This window comes from Kitasatospora herbaricolor, from assembly GCF_030813695.1.
Classification (GTDB): Bacteria; Actinomycetota; Actinomycetes; order Streptomycetales; family Streptomycetaceae; genus Kitasatospora; species Kitasatospora herbaricolor.
The window spans coordinates 61791-81585 of record NZ_JAUSVA010000002.1 but is presented as its reverse complement, the minus strand read 5'-3'; the positions used below and the strand labels follow the sequence as shown (position 1 = coordinate 81585).

At 67.2% G+C, this 19795-nt stretch carries 12 protein-coding genes and 1 pseudogene; 4 read left to right on the top strand and 9 right to left on the bottom strand.

The genetic code is table 11. From position 1 onward, the window contains the following. Positions 1 to 19: 19 nt before the first annotated feature. Positions 20 to 178: an ATP-binding protein gene (locus tag J2S46_RS00740; RefSeq protein WP_191294364.1), complete on the bottom strand. Its 159-nt coding sequence runs from the start codon at positions 176 to 178 to the stop codon at positions 20 to 22. A 130-nt stretch (positions 179 to 308) separates the two neighbouring features. On the opposite strand from J2S46_RS00740, the gene J2S46_RS00735 reads away from it, so the two are divergent. Next, on the top strand, positions 309 to 1385 hold the full coding sequence (locus J2S46_RS00735; RefSeq protein WP_229913369.1) for a tyrosine-type recombinase/integrase: 1077 nt from the start codon (positions 309 to 311) through the stop codon (positions 1383 to 1385). On the opposite strand, the pseudogene J2S46_RS41085 reads toward J2S46_RS00735, so the two are convergent. The 5 genes and pseudogenes from J2S46_RS41085 to J2S46_RS00710 all read right to left on the bottom strand — a co-directional run. Then, positions 1330 to 1734: pseudogene (locus tag J2S46_RS41085) on the bottom strand (transposase); the annotation flags it as partial. The gene J2S46_RS00735 and the pseudogene J2S46_RS41085 overlap by 56 nt on opposite strands. A gap of 214 nt (positions 1735 to 1948) precedes the next feature. Continuing rightward, entirely contained in the window at positions 1949 to 2257 is a 309-nt protein-coding gene (locus J2S46_RS00725) for a transposase family protein (RefSeq protein ID WP_191294342.1), read from the bottom strand. 212 nt (positions 2258 to 2469) lie between these two features. Then, a complete protein-coding gene (locus J2S46_RS00720; protein WP_229913372.1) occupies positions 2470 to 2925 on the bottom strand; it encodes a hypothetical protein in 456 nt (151 codons plus the stop codon). A gap of 118 nt (positions 2926 to 3043) precedes the next feature. Continuing rightward, positions 3044 to 3445 (bottom strand): hypothetical protein, encoded by a 402-nt coding sequence (locus J2S46_RS00715; protein ID WP_307348170.1) that lies wholly within the window; start codon positions 3443 to 3445, stop codon positions 3044 to 3046. 34 nt (positions 3446 to 3479) lie between these two features. Next, the gene (locus J2S46_RS00710) at positions 3480 to 4763 is read right to left on the bottom strand and encodes an IS481 family transposase (protein WP_370882295.1); all 1284 of its coding nucleotides are present in this window, start codon (positions 4761 to 4763) and stop codon (positions 3480 to 3482) included. Between the two features lie 192 nt (positions 4764 to 4955). Here J2S46_RS00710 and J2S46_RS00705 point away from each other — a divergent pair, with 192 nt between their 5' ends. After that, positions 4956 to 5099, top strand: coding sequence for a hypothetical protein (locus J2S46_RS00705; RefSeq protein WP_191294340.1), 144 nt, complete (start codon positions 4956 to 4958; stop codon positions 5097 to 5099). Between the two features lie 448 nt (positions 5100 to 5547). On the opposite strand, the gene J2S46_RS00700 is transcribed toward J2S46_RS00705, so the two are convergent. The 3 genes from J2S46_RS00700 to J2S46_RS00690 all read right to left on the bottom strand — a co-directional run bounded on the left by J2S46_RS00700 (position 5548) and on the right by J2S46_RS00690 (position 13872). After that, entirely contained in the window at positions 5548 to 5673 is a 126-nt protein-coding gene (locus J2S46_RS00700; protein WP_268255744.1) for a hypothetical protein, read from the bottom strand. 748 nt (positions 5674 to 6421) lie between these two features. Then, on the bottom strand, positions 6422 to 10645 hold the full coding sequence (locus J2S46_RS00695; RefSeq protein ID WP_307348165.1) for an RHS repeat-associated core domain-containing protein: 4224 nt from the start codon (positions 10643 to 10645) through the stop codon (positions 6422 to 6424). Then, positions 10576 to 13872, bottom strand: coding sequence for an RHS repeat domain-containing protein (locus tag J2S46_RS00690; protein WP_191294764.1), 3297 nt, complete (start codon positions 13870 to 13872; stop codon positions 10576 to 10578). Before J2S46_RS00690 ends, J2S46_RS00695 begins: the two co-directional genes overlap by 70 nt. A 1042-nt stretch (positions 13873 to 14914) precedes the next feature. Here J2S46_RS00690 and J2S46_RS00685 point away from each other — a divergent pair. Next, complete coding sequence (locus tag J2S46_RS00685; protein ID WP_307348163.1) at positions 14915 to 19225, top strand: ricin-type beta-trefoil lectin domain protein; 4311 nt, start codon at positions 14915 to 14917, stop codon at positions 19223 to 19225. Positions 19226 to 19387: 162 nt separating this feature from the next. Beyond that, on the top strand, positions 19388 to 19789 hold the full coding sequence (locus J2S46_RS00680; protein ID WP_191294623.1) for a hypothetical protein: 402 nt from the start codon (positions 19388 to 19390) through the stop codon (positions 19787 to 19789). Positions 19790 to 19795: the final 6 nt, after the last annotated feature.

Genomic DNA, 19795 nt, shown 5'->3' with positions numbered 1-19795 from the left:
CGTGCTGCTTGGCGGGTTGTCAGCTCTGAGCGGTGAAGAGGGATTCCTGGGTGGCCTGGTAGCGGTAGGACTCGGTGCCGGTCTGGATCAGCGTGCAGCGGAAGGTGATCCGGTCGGCGATGGCCGCGCAGAGGCGGGCGTCTCCGAAGGTCTTGTCCCATTCATCTGGGGCTGGCACTTGTTCCCTCACACGAGTTAGTGCTGCCACCTGGCCGTATCCGTCTCCTGCGGTCCTCGTTGGTTCTCGTGGCAGCAGCCGAGTTCTCCAGGTGCTGCCTTGACCGTTCAGGTGCGAGGAAGGTGTGCCGGTGGCTCGGCTGCAGGTCATCGCGGTCGGGGCCGTCCCGCAGGGACCATTGACGGCGGATCCGTGGAAGTTCCAAACGGAGTGCGTCGAGGCGTTTGTCGCCTCCTGGCGGGCGCGCGGGTTCAGCCCGGTGACCATCGACAACGACATCGGGCTGCTGGAGCGGACGCTGGCCGCACTGGGTCGGCCGGCCTGGGAGGTGACGCCGGAGGACATCGACCGGGTGGTCGGTGATCTTGCGCTCCAGGGGCGGAAGTCGTCGACCCGGCGCGAGTATGTGCAGATCTTCAAGGGGTTCCACCGGTTCCTGCAGGTCCGCAAGGCGGCCGAGGTCGAGGCCGCGTTTGGGGTGCGGCTGGTCTGCCCGGTCGATGAGTTCAACGCCTCCCGGCATGTCGGTGACGATTCCCCGGCTCTGCTGCCGCCGCCGACGCCGGAGCGGGTGGAGGAGTTCTTCGAGTTCCTGAAGCAGCGGATCGCCACCGCCAGGAAGTACGCACCCGCCGCGCGGGACTACGCGCTGTTCCGGACGCTGTATCACGCTGGCCTGCGGTCAGAGGAGGCCTCGCTGCTGGAGAAGCCGGACGCGCATTTCTCGCGCGGCCCGTTCGGCAAGCTCCACGTCCGGTTTGGCAAAGGCGCCCACACTTCCGGACCGCGGCCGCGCTGGGTGCCGATGCTGGACGGCCTGGACCTGGTGCTGCGATGGTTCCTGGACGACGTGCGGCCCAAGTTCCCCGACTCGACGGTGCTGTTCGCCGACGAGTCGGGCGGCAGCCTGCACCGCGGAACGATCCGCAACCGGCTTCGGTATCTCATGGAGCTGGAAGGCCGGCCTGCGGTTGAGCGGTTCAGCCCGCATGCCTTGCGGAGGGCCTGCGCGACCCACAACTACGAGCGCGGTGTCGACCTGGTCGCGATCCAGCAGATGCTCGGTCACTGGACCGTCAGCTCGTCGATGCCGTGGCGCGGGCGAAGCGGCGCACGGTGGACCGGTCCAGCCGCAGTGTCCGGCAGATCTCCTCCAGTGTGCTGCCGCCCTCCAGGAGCTGTCGCACGGCGGTGTAGCGTTCCCTGATCCGGGCGACCAGGCGGCGATCGCGCCCGCAGACGTCGAGCATCGCGGCAGCCGGTGCCGGCGGTGGTGGCGTCTGCCAGATGTCGTCGCCGGTTGGCGGGGCGGCCGGTGCGGTGTTCTCGAACGCGGTCCGGACGCAGGAGTGGTGGGCGGAGACGGTCTTTTCCACGGCTTCGCCGACGTTGTGCCACAGATGCCAGGCGTCGGCGACCTGCTGGTCCTGCGGGGCGCCGTCGCGGGCGCCCTCGGCATAAGCCCCGGCCCGGTCCCGGCAGATGATCTCCACTTCCGGATGGCCTTTCAGCCATGCGGCCAGTGGTTGGGCGTCCCGGCCGGGCAGCACGTCCACCGGTCGCCGCCTCTACAGGTCCACCAGGATCGTGGCGTACGAGAGTCGCCCTTGCGTAGCGCGAAATCGTCGACACCGAGCACCCGGATCTGCCCGACGGGTTCTTCCGGCGCGGCGCGGACCAGGCGTAACAGGGTGTCCTTGGCTGCGCTCAGGCCCAGCACCCCGGCCAGACGGGCACCCGCGCGGCCGGCCAGCGCGAGAGCTATCGAGGTCAACTGATGACGCACCTGTAGCGGGCATGCGGGCTCGTCAGTCCCGCGATCTGCTCGGCGAATGTCACCGCCGGACACGACGGGTTCGGGCACTTGAACCGCCGCACCAGCAGCTCGATCACCACGTTGGCGCCACCGACCGCGGCATCCGCGAGCCGTCGCATGTAGCGGCCGTGCACCCGGTGCGACGCACTACCGCAGTGCGGACAGTCCGCACTCGCCGAGCGGGCCCGCGCATTCATCGTGACCACCCCGGCCGCAGCCCGCTCGACCAACTCCACCACGACACCGGCCAGATGAGGAAGCAAGACCTCGAAACTCCGCGAAGAACACGCGGGCCATGATCACAGCCACCGCTGACACCGACAGCGTCACAAGATCTGCGATGTGAGGTCTCAGGACTCAGTTGACACTTCCGGCTCATCAGATCCTTGACAGGCTCAAGACTTACTGGACATGGCCGGGCATCGTGTTTCGAAGCCGGTTCGCCGAGCCGGTGGCAGTGCTGTGATGGACGAGATCAGGGCCCGTCTGGGCGTGACGCGTTCGGATCGACGTTCCAGCGCCCGGGTAGGTCGGCGTCGCAGAAGACGCAGACGAAGTGGTCTTCTCGCACGATGTTGTGCTCCTGGCAAGTAAGACATCGACGGAAGACCGCTGCGTGGGTGAGGTAGTCCGGGTGGTCGAGGTCGGCTTGATCCAGTGCGTTCGCGACAGCTGGCCATGAGGCAACGTCCGGACAGTAGCCGGTCGACTGGTTGCTGACCTCGTTCACCGTCCAGCGTCCGGCGTCGGTGCAGAAGCTGACCTCGCCAGCGCCCAGTACCCGATCGCCGCTCGCGCAGGCGACGTGTTCGCTGCGGCGTGGGGCCAGCCGCAGAGCGCCGTCCGTGTCGATGACGAAGGTGAAGGGCTCGTTGAGTTCCTCGACGGTCCGGGCTGCCACCCAGTCTGCGAAGTCGGCGGCTGTGCGGATCGTGGCACCACCGCCCGCTGGCTAGACAGCATCAATCACATGGCGCGGCCCGACATAGCGGTAGGTCCGGCCCAAGGCGCTCATGTCGATCAACGTAGAGCACGAAGTCTTGGCGCGCTCAGAGTTTCGGTGCGTGGATCTTGGCCTTCCATCGGGTCACGGGGTGTTGGTCCTGGCGTGCATGGAGCGAGATCTCGGCGCCTTCGTAGGTGACGCGAAAGTGGGTGTCCTCGACGTAGATGGTGACGATCCGCCCGGCGTGGGTCCGGCTGACGCGCAGGCGCTGGCGGGCCACCATCACGACGCCGTCGTTCGGGACCTTGCGCTCAACGGTGACGGCGGCTGGGGCCGGCGGCAGCTGGGTCGTGGCGAGCCTGGCGCCGCGGAGCCGTGGGTGCTCGCCGCCGGTGAAGGGCGAGGGCAGGGTCTTGACCAGCTGCCCGTTGTGCACCGCATGGAGGAGGTGCCCGTCGAGACGGACGGTGATCCGTCGGTTGGCGAGCTCTGGACCGATCTTCACGCGTTGGGTGGCCAGGGCGATCCAGCCGTCCTGATCAGCGGTGCGTTTCGAGCTCCAGCGCGTGGCCGGCTGGGAGGTCACCCAGGCGGTCGACGGCAGGGAGAGCCGGTGGAGGCCCGGCCGGGCGCGCTCCGCGGAGTTTGAGCTGGTGGAGGTGCTCGGCATCGAGGTTGGACGCCACCGTCTTGACCACCTCGCCGTTCACCAGGACGTGGACGGTGTTCTCGTCGGCCCAGATCCGGACTCGCAGGCCAGCCCGCTCGGCGCCGAGTCGGATGCGCTGGACTGAAGGGATGATGCTGACCTGGCCGCCAGCCGGGACCACGGTGTCGAACTCGACCGCGCCAGCCGACGGCGTCATCACCGGCGCCGGCGGGGCCGACTCAGCGGGCACGGGCGCGGCCTCGGACCGCTGGGCAGGCACGACCTTTACGGGTTCCGGCTGCGGGTTGGGGCGGAACAGGCTGGCAGGTGTGGCCATGTCGAGGGCCTGGTGCGGGCGGAGGTGGTTGTAGGTCTGAACCCACTCGCCGATGGCGGCCTGGGCTGCCGCGAGGGACGCGAACGGCCCGCAGTCGTCGAGCAGTTCCCGTCGCAGGGTCCGGTGCCAACGTTCGATCTTGCCGGTGGTCGTCGGTGAGTACGGCTTGGTCAGCTTTGCGCCGATCCCGTTCTCCCAGCAGACCCGCTCGAACAGCACTTCTGCGGGCCTGGGCCGCGTGTAGCGGCCGGTGAACTGCTTGCCGTTGTCCGTGAGCACTTCGGCCGGCACCCCGTGGATCCGCATGGCCCGCACGAACGCGTCGGCGACCGCCCTGCCGGAGGGGACGGTGAGCACATCGGCGACCACGATGAAGCGCGAGTGGTCGTCGATCCCGGTGAGCATCTTGCACTCGCGCCCGTCGGCGAGGTAGATCCCGCCGACCAGGTCGAGCTGCCACAGGTGCATCGGGGTCTCGCGCTGCCACCACTTGTACTTGCGCCGGTGCTGCTGTTCCTGTGGGCGCACGAGACCGTTGCGGTTCAGGACCCTGTGGACCGTGGCCCGCGACGGAGCGGGCTTCGTGCCGGTCCGCTCGATCTCGAAGGCGATCCGTCGCGCTCCCCTGCGTGGATGGGACCGGCGCATCTCGCAGACCAGGGACTCCACCTCAGCCGGCAACCTGGTCGGACTCGTCCGCGGCCTACGCGATGCCTCCCGCAGACCCTCGAAGCCACCCGCGGCGTACTTCGCCTTCCACGTGTAGACCGACTGCCGCGAGACCCCATACCGCTGGGCGACCTCCGTGATCGGCGAACCGTCAAGTACCTCCAGCACCGCCCGGTACCTCTGCTCGACCAACCAGTCGCGCTGCTGCTGGCTCTCCGCCTCTTGAGTCACACCCGAAGCATCTGAATGACCATCAGAAACTGTCAAGGGTGTCCCGAGAACATCACGTCAACTATGTCCTGAGCCCTCACATCACAGGGTCGCCTCGGTGGCTCGCGCCACCGAGAAGGGGAAGCAGTGATGAGCCTGCATGTCAATGCCCAGGAGGTTGCGGCGGTGCTGCTGGCCGACGGCTGGTACGAAGCCAAGACGGGCAGTTTCACGGTGGGCCCGTTCGCCTTCGCCGGCGCGACGGACGGCAGTTCGGCTGACATCGCGGGATAGCCGGGCTTCCGGCTCACCACTCAGGAGGGCTCGATCATCATGAGGCCGTTGTCTTCGGTCCTCGCCGTGCGGTGCGAGGCCGGGACGGACCAGGGGCGGACGCCGCTGTAGGAGCTCGCCTACCGGCTGGACGGACAGATCGTCACGGTGGACGGTGCCGAGTCGGTCCGCTTCACTTACGCTGGCCAGCAGTTCGAAGTGTGGCTGGGGGCGACGAAGTATGGGTTGCGATGGTTGTTTGCTACAGCTGGCCACCGGGAGAGCGCCATCGACTACGGGTACGGCGAGAAGGACCCCGTCGACCACGTCGCCCGGGCGGCCATGAGAGAGCTCAAAGCCGGCATGCACTCCGGCCCAACCACGGACACGGGCGACCACCCTCCCCCCGGCTGAACCGCAACCACGGACTCCCCGGCCGAGAGCGTCTTCCTCATGGTCCGGACAGCGATCAGTTGTCGGGCCTGAGCCCCGCCAGCACGGCGGTCGCTGTCACCTTGGGCCGCTCGACCATGGACGAGTGCGAGGGCCTCATGAAGGCGGTGTGGTGGATCGCCGACGGCAGGGCCGACAGCATTCTCTCTCTGAGCTTGACCGGATCGTCGGGGGCTCACCGTCGGGGAAGCGGTCCTGGCGTATGGGTGGGTGCTCGGAGGCCTGGCTGCGTAGGTGAGAGCCGTTCTCGTGCACAGAGCCAGCGGCGAAAACTCCTACATCAGGACCCAGCGACAGCACGCAGTTCGCCCGATGTAGCCGCAAGACCTCCTGGGCTGGTAGAGGAGGACGACTTCCTGTCACCGCGCCCACGGTCGCCGATTGACCTGACCACGCCTGACCGGTGCTGGCCTGCAGGAAAAAATCCCCGGCGGGCCAGCACCAGTCGCTAATCTAGACCTTTTCAAGACTGCATGGCGTCACAGCTCCAGAGTGTTCAAAGTTATTTTCAGAACTGGCTGGAGCCTCATTGTAGAAGAATATTTGAGTATTTCCATCCAGGCAATCAAGAGCCATCTCGGAAGAGAACTGTTCTGGAGTTCCATCCGCCCTGCGCACTCCGGTGAGTGAAATGATTGAAGCATGCGGTCGAGTCGAGAGTTGCCAAATTCCCGACCCGCTGCGAAGCTGCTGGGATGAAGTGCCGAAAATTATGCTATCCGCAATCTCGGACATCACAAATGTTCCGTCAGGTCCGAGTGAAATTGATGCACCAGTGCCGTTTTGCCACCGCCCTGCGAGATCCTTCTCGGCGACGACAACCCTCCGTCCTGACTGCTCGGTAGAGCAGGAAGTCAGCAGGAGCAGCAGGGGTGATACAACGCATGCGATTATTTGACTGCTTCGAATCGGGGCCACCGAATCTGCTCCATCCAGAGAAAGTGCTCAGTTACGTCATGGACACCCGCAGATTTTAGCGCACCCGCAGCTCCGGCATTGCTCTTGGCTCCCGAGTACCCGCCACTACCGGGTGGACGGGTGCCAGACTCGACGCTGGTTCGGTTGCTGATCTCGAACTGGACCGTGGAAACCCCGTTCTTCTCGTCGCGCCCGACGATTTTATAGGTCATATTAAAGCTCCCGAGGAGCATCTTGGTTCGACTCCGGTCGTCCGCCCAGCTGGACGAGATCTTCGGTATGTCAACCAAGGATGTAACATCCTGCCAGAACAGTGAAGAGATTTGCTCCTGAGAATAACTTCCGATACTGTATGGCGCATTTACAGTGGCGCCCACTGGCATATTTATGATATCGCCGTATCGCAGTTGCTTTTCGATATCCGTGACATGCTGGAGCTTCCTCACTTGATCCATGAGATGGTCGCCGTCCAGGAAATACAAATCTGCAGGCAATACTCCGCCGAGCCACCCCCAGCCCAAATCCAAGGGCCCCATCTTTTCCTGGAAGCGGATCCGAGGATATCCCTTAGCTGTTACGGCGGGGCCAGTGCTCTTCGGCTTTGACTTTATAATGCTGCCCTTGATGGAGAACGAGCGGTCATTGTTCTTGAAGTCGATATGCTGCCAAGTTTGCGTTCCGCCCGTTGCATCGTCGGCGATATTGTTGTATTGCCAGTTTCCTGGACCTCCCTCCCATGTTTCCAGGCTGCCGTCCTGACAAGTGCCGCTGCATTTTCCCTCAGGGCGCAGGCCACTGGGATCGGTGAGGTTGACGGGGTTGTTGTTGCTGTAGGCGTAGCCGTTCCATTGCTGGGGGTCGCCTGCGGCAAGGAGAGGGTCGGGGTTGATGAAGCGGCCGGTGGTGGGTTCGTACTGGCGGGCGCCGAGGTTGGTGAGTTTGGTGGTGTCGTCCTTGGTTCCTCCGACGTAGCCCTTGTCGCCGGTCCAGGCGCCGGGGGCGGGTTGGGTGCCGCGGGGGTTGCCGAAGGGGTCGGCGGGGCGGCGGTTGATGGCGCCGGTGTTGAGGTCGACGCTGGTGGTGTTGGTGCCGTGGTGGTCGGTGTTCTGGACGACGAAGGTGCCCGGGGCGGTGCCGACTCCGGTGCGGACTATGGTCATGCCGCCGGGGATGGGGTAGTACCGGGTGCCGATCGGGTTGGTCTTGGTGGCGGTGTCGAGGGTGAGTTCGTCGGTGCCGAGGTTGATGGTGGTCTTGTCGGGGTTGCGGCGGATGAGCTGGTTGCCGTCGGCGTCGTAGAGGTAGGTGGTGGTGGTGTTGGGGAGGGTCCACTTCTGCCCGGCGGGCACGGTGGTGGCGCAGTCCCCGAGGGCCAGGGCGGTGCTGCTGGTGGTGACGTCGCCGGGGACGGCGAGGCAGCGGCCGGAGGTCGGATTGTAGAGGGTCTTGTCGGCGCGGGCGGTCCAGGTCTGGGCCGCGGACTTGTCGCAGTTCTGGAGCTGGACGGCCGCGCCGGTGGTGGTGCCCATGGCCTGGGCGCACTTGCCGAGTGTGCCGAGCGTGTTGTCGGCGGTGGTGTAGAGCTGGCTTCCGCCGCTGGAGCAGTTGTTGATCTGGAGGTTGCTGCCGTTCGCGGAGCTGCCGCCGGCGGTGGCTATGCATTTGCCGGCGATGCCGGTGATCTGGCCGGGGGCGGTGTAGCTGGCGAGTTTGCCCTCGCTGTTCCAGGTGAGGGCGGCGGCGCCGGTGCTGTTTTTCCCGGTGCGGGTGGTGTTGCCGGCGGCGTCGTACTGGTAGGCGGTGGTCTCGCTGCCGCCCGGACTGGTGAGGGTGGAGTTCAGCAGGGCGTGGGCCCCGCCGGTTCCGCCGCCGGTGTTGGCCGCGGCGGTGGGGGTGTTGCGGGTACCGGCCGCGGGATAGGTGGAGGTGGTGGTCGTGTCCGTGGTCGGCGGCTGCTTGAGGAGCGACCAGGGCGACCAGACATTGCTGGTGCCATCACGCTTGGTGTAGTTGAGCTGCCCGGAACCGGCGAGGAGGAGCTTGAGGTCGGCTCCGGAGCCGACCGCACCAACGGTGGTGGGTGCGGCGACGGTACCCGCAGCGGCGGTCAGGTCTGCCCAGGGCGCCCACTGGCCGGCGGAGTCGCGCACCGCCCACCAGGGCTTTCCACCGGCGAGAGCGATGGTCTGCAGGCCCCCGGTGGTGCTGGCGAGGGCCAGCTGCCCTGACCCGGTGAGTGCACCACTCAGCGCGCCGGTGACGCTGTAGACGTCACCCCAACCCTGGACCTGCCACTGACCGTTGGGCATCCGGACGGTGTGCCACAACTTGCCGCTCGCCGAGGCCATGATCTCCAGGCCGGAAGCGGTGGCCGCCGCAGCCATCTGACTCGGACTGGTGAGGGGCCCGACGACGCTGTAGACATCCCCCCAGCCCTGCGCCTGCCAGGAACCGCTGGCCAGACGAACCGTGTGCCACAGCTTGCCGCCGGAGAAGGTGAGAACCTCCAGCCCCGACGTGGTGGCGGTGAGAGCCAACTGGCTGGGCTGAGCGAGCGCTCCGACAACGCTGAAGACATCGCCCCAGGGCTGCCAGCTGCCGTCGGCCCTGCGCAGGGTGTGCCAGATCTTGCCGCCCGCGACGGCCATGACCTGCAGCTTGCCGTCACTCACCGCCGCCGAGACGGACTCCACGTTCGCAAGGGCACCGGCGCGGACCATCAGGTCGCTGAAGGGCGCCCAGGTGCCGTCCGCGTTCTGCGCGGACGTCCACACCTTCCCGTTCGCCAACCCCACACCCCAGGTCTGGGAACCGTCGGCCGCGGCGCTGATCTGCGTGACCTGCGAGGGGTCGAGAACGGCCGGTGCGCCGGCGGAGCCGTGGGAGGTGAGGCTGGTGCGGTTACCGGTGGGGTCGTAGGTGTAGTCCTGCCAGTAGGGGTTGGCGCCGCCGACGGTGTTTGTGGCGGGGGCGACCGCTCCGTTCGTGGGGGTGGTGTTGGTGCAGGCGCCCTGGTCCTGGGTCTTGCTCTGGAGCACGTCGGGCTTGGTGATGCCCCCGGTGTCGGTCCAGGCGGTGGTCAGGCGGCCGAGGACGTCGTAGGTGAAGCACTGACGGTCGGTCGCGGTGGGGGTGTTGTCGGGGATGTCGGTGATCGAGGTGATCGCGCCGGCGGGGTTGTAGGTGTAGGTAGTCTGGTTCACCGCACCCTTGAGCTGGGGTTGGTAGTCCAGGTACTGGCCGAGGACGCGGCCGGTGGCCTTGTCGTAGTCGGTGGTGGAGACCACCTGCGTGCCCCACGGGTTCACTGTCGAGCGGATGGGCCGCCCGAAGGCGTCGTACGCCGTCTGCACGTCGTAGGTCGTTGCTCCGGCGTAGGAGTACATCAGGCCGTAGTCGTTGTAGGCGTAGGCCAGCTTGTCCTGCGGCACTCCTCCCACCGTGGGGAGCGTGACGAGCTTCGGGTTTCCTGTGATCGGGTCGTACTGGCTGGTGGCGCTGTAGGTGTAGGTCGTTCCTGCAGCCTGCCCGACCTCGGTACCGGGCATGGTGATGCTGGTGCCAGTGGGGTGGTAACCGTTGTCGTAGCTGGTGACGGCGTTCGTGTAGGCCTGCCCGCTGCTGCCGCCGACGTAGCGGGTGGAGGAGGCGGGCTTGCCCTTCTGGACCGTGTCGTAGGCCCATCCGGCGAGCTGGTTGGCGGTGCTCACGGGCCCGTTGTAGAGGCCGGTCTTACGTCCGGCCAGGTCGTAGGTGTACTTGAGGACCTCGCCCTTGGCGTTCGTGCTCGTGTCGAGCCGTGAAGCGTCGTCGTATGTGAGGGTGGAGATACCGGTGTCCGGGTCGGAGGCGCTGGTCTGCCGACCACGCAGGTCGTAGCTGTAACTCCAGGTGTTCCCGACCGAGTCCACCCGGCCGGCGGCCTTGCCTGCCGGTGTGTAGCTGTACCGGGTGACCGCGGCGTCCGCGGCCCGGCCGGTGGCGGTGGGGGTGCTGTACTGCCACAGTTCGCTGGTGCGCCCGCGGGCGTCCGTGACGGTGCTGGTGGGCCAGGCGCCCTGCGGGGGATTGACGTCGGTTCGGTCGACCCCCGGGTAGGCGGTGGTGGTCCGGCTCTGCAGCACGTTCATCGATCGGAAGTCCGCGGCGACCGGCCGTCCCATCCCGTCGAAGGTGGTGCGGGACTGCGCGGGCACAGCGTCCGTGGCGTCCAGCAATGTGGTCGACGGACCGCTGGCGTTGTTGTACCAGGCAGCGTTGGACTGCCAGGTCCGGCCCTGCGAGTCGTAGAAGGCGTCGGTGACGATCCGGCCCGGGTCACTGGGGTTCGCCGGTGAGGACTGGGTCTGCCGGGTGCGGAGAAACCGTCGAGTAGCGCTGTCTGGCGGGTGTACACGGGCGAGGCGTCGTCGACCTTCAGCGTGTACGTGGTGATGGTGGAGGGGACGCCGGTCTGGTTGGAGACCGTGTATTCGAATTTTTGGTCGGGGTTGGGATTCGCCGCAGGGGTTCGGCCTACTGCCCACGCGCCGGTGAGACGTCCCAGTGCGTCGTACTGCTTGGTGACGGTCTTGCCGTTGGGGTCCGTGGTTGTGAGGGGCAGGGACCGTCGTGTGTCGAGAGTTGTGACGGAGTCCCAGGTGACGGTTGTCCCGGGCGCGGGCGCCGAGACGGTGACGGTGGCCGGGAGCTCTCCGGCGGCGGCCGGGGTGTAGGTGCTGTTGGTGGTGGCGCCGCTGGGGTGCGGGCCGTCCTTGCTGTTGGGATCGCTCACCGAGACGGTGCGGCCGTAGGCGTCGTAGGTGCTGCTGGACACGGGGACGAACACGGGCGTGCCGTTGGTGTCGTACCGGTCCAGGGTCTGTGTGCTGGTCTGGTCGGCGGTCACGGCTGCCAGTCCGTAGGCCAGGCCGTCGTACAGCACGATGTCGCGGGAAACGGTGTTGGTGGCGGTGGCGGTAGCGGTGCAGGCGCCCGGGCCGGAGACGGTGAGGCGCTCGGCGACCTGGTCGATGCGTTGTGGGTCCGGGCCAGTCGCGTAGCTGGTCCGTTCACACAGGTCCGGCAGGCCGTCGGCCTGGCTCAGAGAGGTGATGAAGCGGTTGCCGTGGTCCTTGTCCGTGGTGCTGGTCGTGCTGGTGGTGCGCCAGGTGCTGTCGGCCTTGCGGGCGCGGTTGGTGGTGCTGGAGGTGGTGGAGGCGTATCGGGCAACCAGGTCGGGAAGGCCACTGCCCCGGAGGTGGGTTGCCGTGTCGATGTGTCCGCCGGAGGTGCTGAGGGTCTGCGCCGGTACGGTGCCGCCGGCCTGGTCGAAGTCCTCGTCCAGGAGCACCTGACCGGCGAGCCAGTCGTCGTCGGTGTCCTGGCCGAGCTTGCCGGTGAGCCAGGTGGCGTCGTTGACGTCGGAACTGAGCAGGTCGGTGAGGTGGACGGTGCGGGTGCCGCCGGCCTTGCGGGCGTCGCCGTTCATGCCTTGGCGGTAGGTGGTGCGGCTCTGGCCCTTGGGACCGTCGTTGCCGTCGCCTGTGGTGACGGTGACGGTGGAGAAGCCGCGGAAGTCACCCCAGGTGCGGGCCTTGGGATCGGTGAACTCGTTGTCGTCACGGTGCCAGCCGGCCTTGCCGTACTTGTACGTGGTGATCTTGGAGCGGTTGGCCGGGCTGCCCGGAGTGCCGGTGGCGAAGTCGTTCTCGGTGAGCGAGGAGACGACGTAATGGTTGAACCAGTCGAGCACGGGGTCGGCACCCGCCAGGGATCCCTGGGGTGACCAGCGGACCGGGTAGCAGGCGAGGGTGTTGTCGTCCTCGGCCGCAGGCATCACGTGATTGATACGTGAGCAGCTGGGGAGCTGGTAGTCGACGTTGAGGACCCCGCCGGTCTCGTTGTGGATCTGCTGGATGCGGGGGCGGTTCATGAGTGGCGGGGCGGGGACGAGGTCGGTGCCGTCGACGCGGTTGGGGAGCATTACCGGGGTGAAGGTGACGGGTGGGGTGCTGAGGGTGTCGGTGGCCGTCTTGCCCGTGCGTTGGATGGAGTCCAGCCAGAGGGATTTCTGGCTGATGGTGTCCTTGGGGTAGTCCTTCGGGGTGTTGGACGGGTCCGGGAAGGAGTGCTTCAGCTCGTAGCTGTCGATGTCCTTCCAGGCGTTGTTGACGCGTACCTGGGTGAGGATTTTGGTCAGGCGTTTGGTGGTGAAGTACGTGGGGCCGTAGTTGGTGCAGGTGGGGGTGTTCGTGCACTCCTGGTCGACGGGGACGTCGGGCCAGTTGTTCTGGTTGGCGACGGTGCGGTTGGCGATGTCGCAGGTTGTTCCGGTGCCGACGCAGCGCTCATCGACGCCGAATATGATGCGGGTGGCTGGCTGCAGGGTGCCCTTGGCCGCTATTTGGTCGGTGAGGCGCTGGCCGTAGTCGATGCGGGCGAGGGTGGTGGCCCGGGTGTAGGAGCTGGGAGTGCCGTTGCCGTTGTTCTGGCCTGCTCCTCGCTTGTACCAGTTTGCCTCCGGTGCCCAGGTGAAGGTCGTCAGGTTGCCGTGCGGGTCGACGACGTAGTCCAGGGACAGGCGCTGCCACATCTGGCACCAGGACGCCTTGCCCTTGGCTGCGTCGTAGCACCGGTCGCCTGCGTTGGGTGCGTACACCGGGACGGTGGACGCCGACAGGGTGGGCTGGTCGCTGTTGTCCCCGCCGGGCAGGTGGTTGCGGCCGAAGTAGTAGACGGTGCCGGAAGTGTCGGTCACCTTCGCGTAGGCCCCGTTGTCGGTGCCGTTGGTCTTGGCGGCGTCGACTCCGAACTCGACCTTGGTGCCGTCGTCGCCCTTGAGGTGCCAGACGCCGGTGTTCTCGTCGGAAGCCACCGCCGCGTCCGACTCGCGGACGAGTTCGCCCGAGTGGGAGCCGAGGGAGAGGGTGGCGTTGTAGCCGCCCCAGCACAGGTCGCCGGAGCCTGTGATGCCGTCCTTGTCGCAGGGCTTGTAGGTGCGTTCGATGAAGCCGGGGTTGAAGTCCCAGCCGTCGCCGACCCAGGAGGCCTGCGCGTTGGTGGCGGAGGTCTTGCCGTCGACGGAGGCGGAGTTGTAGCCGAGCGAGACAGCGGGGGCGCCGCCGCCCAACGCCGATGGCGTCTGGACGTCGTAGCTGTAGGTCATCGCGCCGGAGGAGCCTCCGGCTGCCCAGCCGGAGGAGGAGCCCAGGCTGGTGGCGCTGTAGGTTCCGCCGCCGCCCGACGCGCCGGTCTCCGCCGAGAGGAGGACGGGCGAGGTTTCCGGTGCTGAGGCAGGGGCCGCCGGGGCGCCGACGGTGAAGGATGACTTGACCGCGCCTGTCACCGGAGCTGTGGTTGAGTCGGGCGTCAGGGGCAGTTCCACGTCGGCGGCCAGGCGTTTTGTGGCCGCGTCGTAGGTGGTGGTGACCGGTGTGCGCACCTGGCACGAGGGGACCTGGGGGGTGGTCAAGGCGCAGGCCGGCAGGGACACCAGGTGCCCGCGGGAGGCGAAGTCGCTACCGATTTGTGCGCTGAGTGCCGCGACGTCGATTGCGATCTTGACCGGTGCCGTTCGGGTCCCCGCTTCCGTGGACGCATCTGCGGGGCTCTTGGCATTGTCGACCGCTGTTGCGGTGAAGGCGAAGAGCAGACCCTTCACGCCGGCTGCGTCGGCTGTGCCTGCTGCGGCCTGCTCGACGGTGACCGAGCGTGCGGTCGGCCTCTTGTCGCTCTCTTTGCCCGCAGGAGCTGTGATCCAGACCGGCAGTCCGCCGGCCTTGGCTGCGACGCCGGCTGTCGGTGGAAGGTCGGTGGTGGCCTTCTCTCGCTTAGCTGGTGTCTTGGGGGCCGCCGTACCTGCTGGTGTGGGTACGGGGTAGTGCGGGGCGACCTCGGTCGGCTTTGCCGCGTTGGCTGCCTTCACCGAGGGTGTGCCGGGCAGGGGGGTGTTGGGTGGGGTCCAGACCCGTGAGAAATCCGGGCTGGCTGCGGCGGCCTGAGCGGCAACGGGGCCCAGGAGGGATGCCACGACGGCGAGCCCCAGGGGTCCTGCTATGCGTCTGTGCAACGCGATTGGCGGGTGATTCTTCTTGCGAACTCTCATGCTTTTTCCTGAAGTTGTTAATATGACGTTCTGTCATCTGTTATAAAGTCAGGCAATTTCTTCCGAATTCTATGACAGCGAGGGGGTTGGCCTGTACTTTTGCCGCAAATAGATGCCATGTGATGCATCCCACAGTGGGCCCAAAGGGCCATTTCTTGACCTCAATCAGGACAATCCATGAAGATCACATATTGACCCAAGATCCAAAATCCTGTAATTGTGCGAACGACTTCTGAGCATCAAGCAGCAGGGGCTTCACATTCCAGGGGATCGTGTGCGTACATCGCAGTCCATGATGGTTCGTCAACAATTTGCCAAGAGAGGCCGATCGCGACGAGCCCTGCGGCTGCCGGCCATTTCCGTCGCAACGGTGCTGACGATGACCGCCGGCCTGATCCTCCTCGCCCCGCCGTCGGCCCAGGCCGACGGAACCGACCCGCAGGCCGCGGTCCGTGCGGGTGATGCCAAGCACGCGGGCGAACTGCTCTCCCCGCGCCCGGCGGAGCAAGCCATGTCCGACGCCGTACGCACCGGCAAGGAAGTCCCGGTCCCGTCGCTGACCGACGAGTTCAGCACCACGGTCGCCACCCCCGAGGGCAAACTCCGCCAGGACCGGCACCTCGACGCCCAACGCACCAAGCGCTCGGACGGCTCCTGGACCGGGCTCGACGACTCACTCGTCAAACGCGGCGACGGCTCACTGACCCCAGCAGCGGCCAGCGAGAACCTGGTGATCTCCGGCGGAGGAACCGGCCCGCTGGCCACCATGACCACCAAGGACGGCAAGCAACTCTCGGTGGGCTCACCGTTCCCCGGCGCACTGCCTACACCAACGGTCAGCGGCAACAGTGCCATCTTCGCCTCCGTTGCACCGGACACAGACCTGAAAGTGACCGTCACCGAGTTCGGCGGCTACACCACCGTCCTCGTTCTCCACACTCCCGCGGCAGCAGCGAACCCAGCCGTCCGAAGCCTGAACTTCCCCACCACGTCGAAGGGCCTGGAGCTCTCCAACGGGGCGGACGGCAGTCTCAAGGCAAGCAGCGAGGGAGAGACTGTCTTCGCCGCGCCCCCGCCACAGATGTGGTCGGCCGGCGCACCCACCACCGCGGCAACGACCACTGACAGCGCCCCCTCGGACGCCGACACAACTGCAGTTGTTCGCAGCGCCTTCGCGGAAACGAGCGAACCTGCCCCAGACCCCTCGGCATCCGAACTCAGCACTGCCGACGGTCCTGGGCCGGCCGCCACGACGGCCGACATCCCGGTCACCACCAGCGCAGGCCCGGGCGGCAAGGGCACTATCCACCTCTCTCCCAGCCCCGAACTGCTCGACGGGGAGAACACCAGCTACCCGATCTACGTCGACCCGTCCTGGTCCAACGACGCGCGTGGCAAGAGCCACTACACCTGGGTGCAGTCCGGCTACCCGACCACCAGCAACTTCGACAAGCCGGCCTCCGGCAAGCCGGGCGTCGGTTACCAGGGCTACCTACCGACCAAGGGCATCGAGCGAGCGCTGTACGAGTTCAACCTCAACGGCTACTTCAACAACACCGCCATCGACTACGCCAACCTGCACGTCACCCAGAACTGGTCTTCCGACTTCTCCTGCACCAACGCCTACCCCGTCACCCTCTACCGCGCGGGCGCCTTCGACTCCGGCACCACCTGGAACAACCACTCCAAGCTCGAATGGGTCGACAGCAAGAACGTCCCCGGCAACGGAAGCAGCGCCAACTGCATGGGCGGCATCGGCGTCGACTACAACATCACCGCCCCCACGCGCAGTGCCCTCGCCGATGTCAGCAAGCCGCTCGCCTTCGCCCTGGTCGGCAACGAGGGAACCGGTGACCAGAACGGCTTCAAGCGCTTCGAGTACGACGCCGTCCTGTCGACGCTGTACGACCACCCCCCGCTGACCCCGAGTGACCCGAAGGCACTGCCGACGCCCAACCGCGTCACGGCCCCCGACACCGACGCCTGCTACGACGCACCGCTGTCCGTATACGGCTGGGTCACCAGCACCGGCGTAACCCTGAGCTCGGTCGTCAGCAGCTACAACCAGTCCCAGCTGACCGAGTTCGCCAGCATCTGGGACAACGCAGTGGCCGGCGCTCCCGGAGTCGCCAGTGGCTGGTCCGGCTTCGTCCCCAGAGACACCCGTGCCACGTACACCGTCCCCCTGGGCACCCTGAAGGACGGCCACTACTACGGCTGGCAGACCCAGGGCGACGACGGCCTGCTCCGCGGCCCAGCCACCCCCGTCTGCCACTTCGCCGTCGACACCACCCCGCCCGTCGCCGCCTTCGGCACCTTCACCAACCCCGACACCCAGTTCCCGCCCTCCGGCAACGGCCAGACCACCAACCTGAGCCTCGGCGCCACCGGCAAGATCCCCTTCACCGCCTACGACCCCAACCCCTCCGGACTGCTCGCCTCCGGCCTCTCCTGCGTCCGCTGGGGCTACGACCCGCAACTGGTCGGCGCAGACCAGGTCTGCGGCACCCCCCTCAGCGTCACCGAACTCACGACGACACCCACGCACTGGGGAACCAACATCCTCTACGCGCAGGTCTTCGACGAGGCCGGCAACGCCTCCCAGACCCTCTCCTACGCCTTCTACGTCCCCTGGACCAACGGCCCGGTCATCTTCGGCGACACCACCGGTGACCACCGCCCCGACATCCTCATCCCCGACGCCGCCGGCAACCTCATCACTCACGGCCGTGCAACCGACCCCGGCAACACCAGCGTCCCCCCGAGCGGCACCGCTGCCGCCGCCCGCCAGGCTCCCCCCGAGACCGGAAAGACCTGGAAGGACTACCGCGTCACGCACCGCGGGTCACTGGACCCTGGGAAGAACACCGACGACCTTTTCGTCCACCGCGATGCGACACCTGGTCTCGGTGACGGCAGTGACAAGCTCTACTTCTACGCGAATCCGGAACAGCATGCCGGTGCCTTCACAGCGGACACCAGGCGCAACCTGGACCGGCCTGACTGCGCGGGCAGCTGCCCGGGCTACCACCAGGGCAACCAGTGGCGGTACAGCAGTCAGATCACCCCGATCGGCTCGCCCAACAACCTTCGCGCCACCGACCGGAACGTCACCAACGGCGTCCTCGCCGTCGAAGCCGACAACCTCTGGTACTACGCAGCCGACACCAACGGCACCCTGCGTCCGCCCGTCCTGGTAGCAGCCGGAGGCTGGGACAACCAGGACCTGATGGTCCCCGGCAACACCCTGGCCATCGATCCCACCGGCACCGTTGCGACCGCACCCGCCCTCTGGGCCCGGGCACGCACCACCTCCGGCGGCCGAACGGAGGGTGACCTCTATCAGTACGCGTTGACCTTCGAGAGCCGCACCGACGGTGCGACCTCGTACGACGTTGTGACGGCCCTCACCGCCTCACCCGCCGGACCGATCGTCACGGGCTTCAAAGCCAGTACCTACCCGACCGTCGGCTCCGACGGCGACCAGACCGGTGACGGCATCCCCGACCTGTGGGCCCTGGACACGGCCGGAAACCTGCGCGTCTGGCCTGCCACAGCCACCAACGGCCGCGTCACGGGCCTTGGCACCGACCACTACCGCGGCAACACCCAGGCCCCCCTCGCACAGTGGCCCCTGCACGAGACCGGCGACGCCGTCCCCGGGACCCCCGTCGCCACCGGAACCGCGGTCACTTACATCGACGACCCCGTTGACGGGCAGCGCCATACCATCGTCGCTGTGCTCAACGGCAGCAACTCGGCCCTGACCACCGCCGTCCCCGCCCTCGCGAACCCCAATCAGAGCTTCACCCTCAGCACCTGGGTCAAGTCCACCGGCGCCGGCGGCGTCGTCGCCAGCCAGAGCACCGCGCACGCTGCCAGCTTCCTGCTCTACAGCGAAGGCACCGGAGGTTCCTGGCGCTTCGCCCTCGCCACCGCCGACAACGACGCTTGGCCCTACGTCTACACCAGCACCAGCAACAACGCCGCCCTCGTCAAGACCGGCACCTGGACCCAGCTCACCGCCAGCTTCAACGCCACCACCGGCGAGATGAGCCTGTACGTCAACGGTGCTCTCGCCGGGAGCGCCAACCGCTCCACCGCCCCGAGCCTGCCCACCAACGGCGCCTTCGTCCTCGGCCGCTACCAGTCCCAGAGCAGCCTGGCACCCACCGCCCAGAACCCCAGCTTCAACGGCAGCATCAGCAACTTCGCCGTCTACAGCTCTGCGGTCGTCCCCGGACCCACCACCACCGCCATCCGGCACGCCTCCACCGCCGACTGCCTGGACGTCCCCAACAACGACACCAGCCAGGGCATCTCCATCACCGGCTGCAACAACAGCCCCGCCCAGAACTTCGTCGTCAACCCCGCCGACGCCACCATCAACCTGCGAACCACCATGTGCCTGGAACTCACCGGCGGCAACACCGCCAACGGCGCCGCCGTCGGCCTGGGCACCTGTGCCCCCGGCACGGACCGGCAGAAGTGGCTCACACGTGCCAACGGCAGCCTCTACAACCCCGTCTCCGGCCGCTGCCTGGAACTGCCCAACAACGACACCACCCCCGGCACCCGCCTGCGCATCCTCGACTGCAACGGCACACCCGCCCAGACCTGGAGCATCCCCACCCTCAACACCCCTACCCTCCCCGTGAACCCCTGGATTCTCCCGGACCCGACACCGTAGTCCCGCTCACCACAGGGGCCCGTCGCGCACACCTTGCGCTGGGGGCCCCGCTGTCTACGACAGAGTTTGTGAAGAGGGCCGGAGGTCCTTCTGGTACTGAGGGACGCTCCCCGGCGCTCCCCGCCGAGGGCGGCGGGGAGCGCCGGACAGTCCGCGCCCGAGATGTTCAGCGCGGCCGTCGACGCCGCCTGGCACCGCCTCCTGGACAGCTCCGACTACGAGGCGTTCTGCACCGTGGCCGCCGGCCGCGTCCTCGGCCACCACGAAGAACGCGGACACGGCCACGTGGCGTGGGCCGGCGCCTACGAGGAGGCCTACGGCCCGCTGCCGGAGATCTGGTTCACCGACGAGGACGGCATCCTCGACACCGTCGCCCTGGCCCGCTACCGCGAGGACGGCACGGTGACCGCGTCCTGGTCATGCTCCCGGGCCGGAGGGGGCGACGACGGGGCCCCGGTACCCACCGAGCACGCCCTCCATCCACCACGGCCTGACCTGCTGGACCACCCACCGCCCCGCCCCCGGCACACGGCCTGCTCTGCGCGCAGGCCGCGGGGATGGTGACGACGG

Coding starts and splice junctions, on each gene's coding strand:
- J2S46_RS00705 (WP_191294340.1), top strand. CDS start 4,956: ATGAGCCTGCATGTCAATGCCCAGGAGGTTGCGGCGGTGCTGCTGGCC.
- J2S46_RS00700 (WP_268255744.1), bottom strand. CDS start 5,673: ATGCTGTCGGCCCTGCCGTCGGCGATCCACCACACCGCCTTCATGAGG.
- J2S46_RS00685 (WP_307348163.1), top strand. CDS start 14,915: ATGACCGCCGGCCTGATCCTCCTCGCCCCGCCGTCGGCCCAGGCCGAC.
- J2S46_RS00680 (WP_191294623.1), top strand. CDS start 19,388: ATGTTCAGCGCGGCCGTCGACGCCGCCTGGCACCGCCTCCTGGACAGC.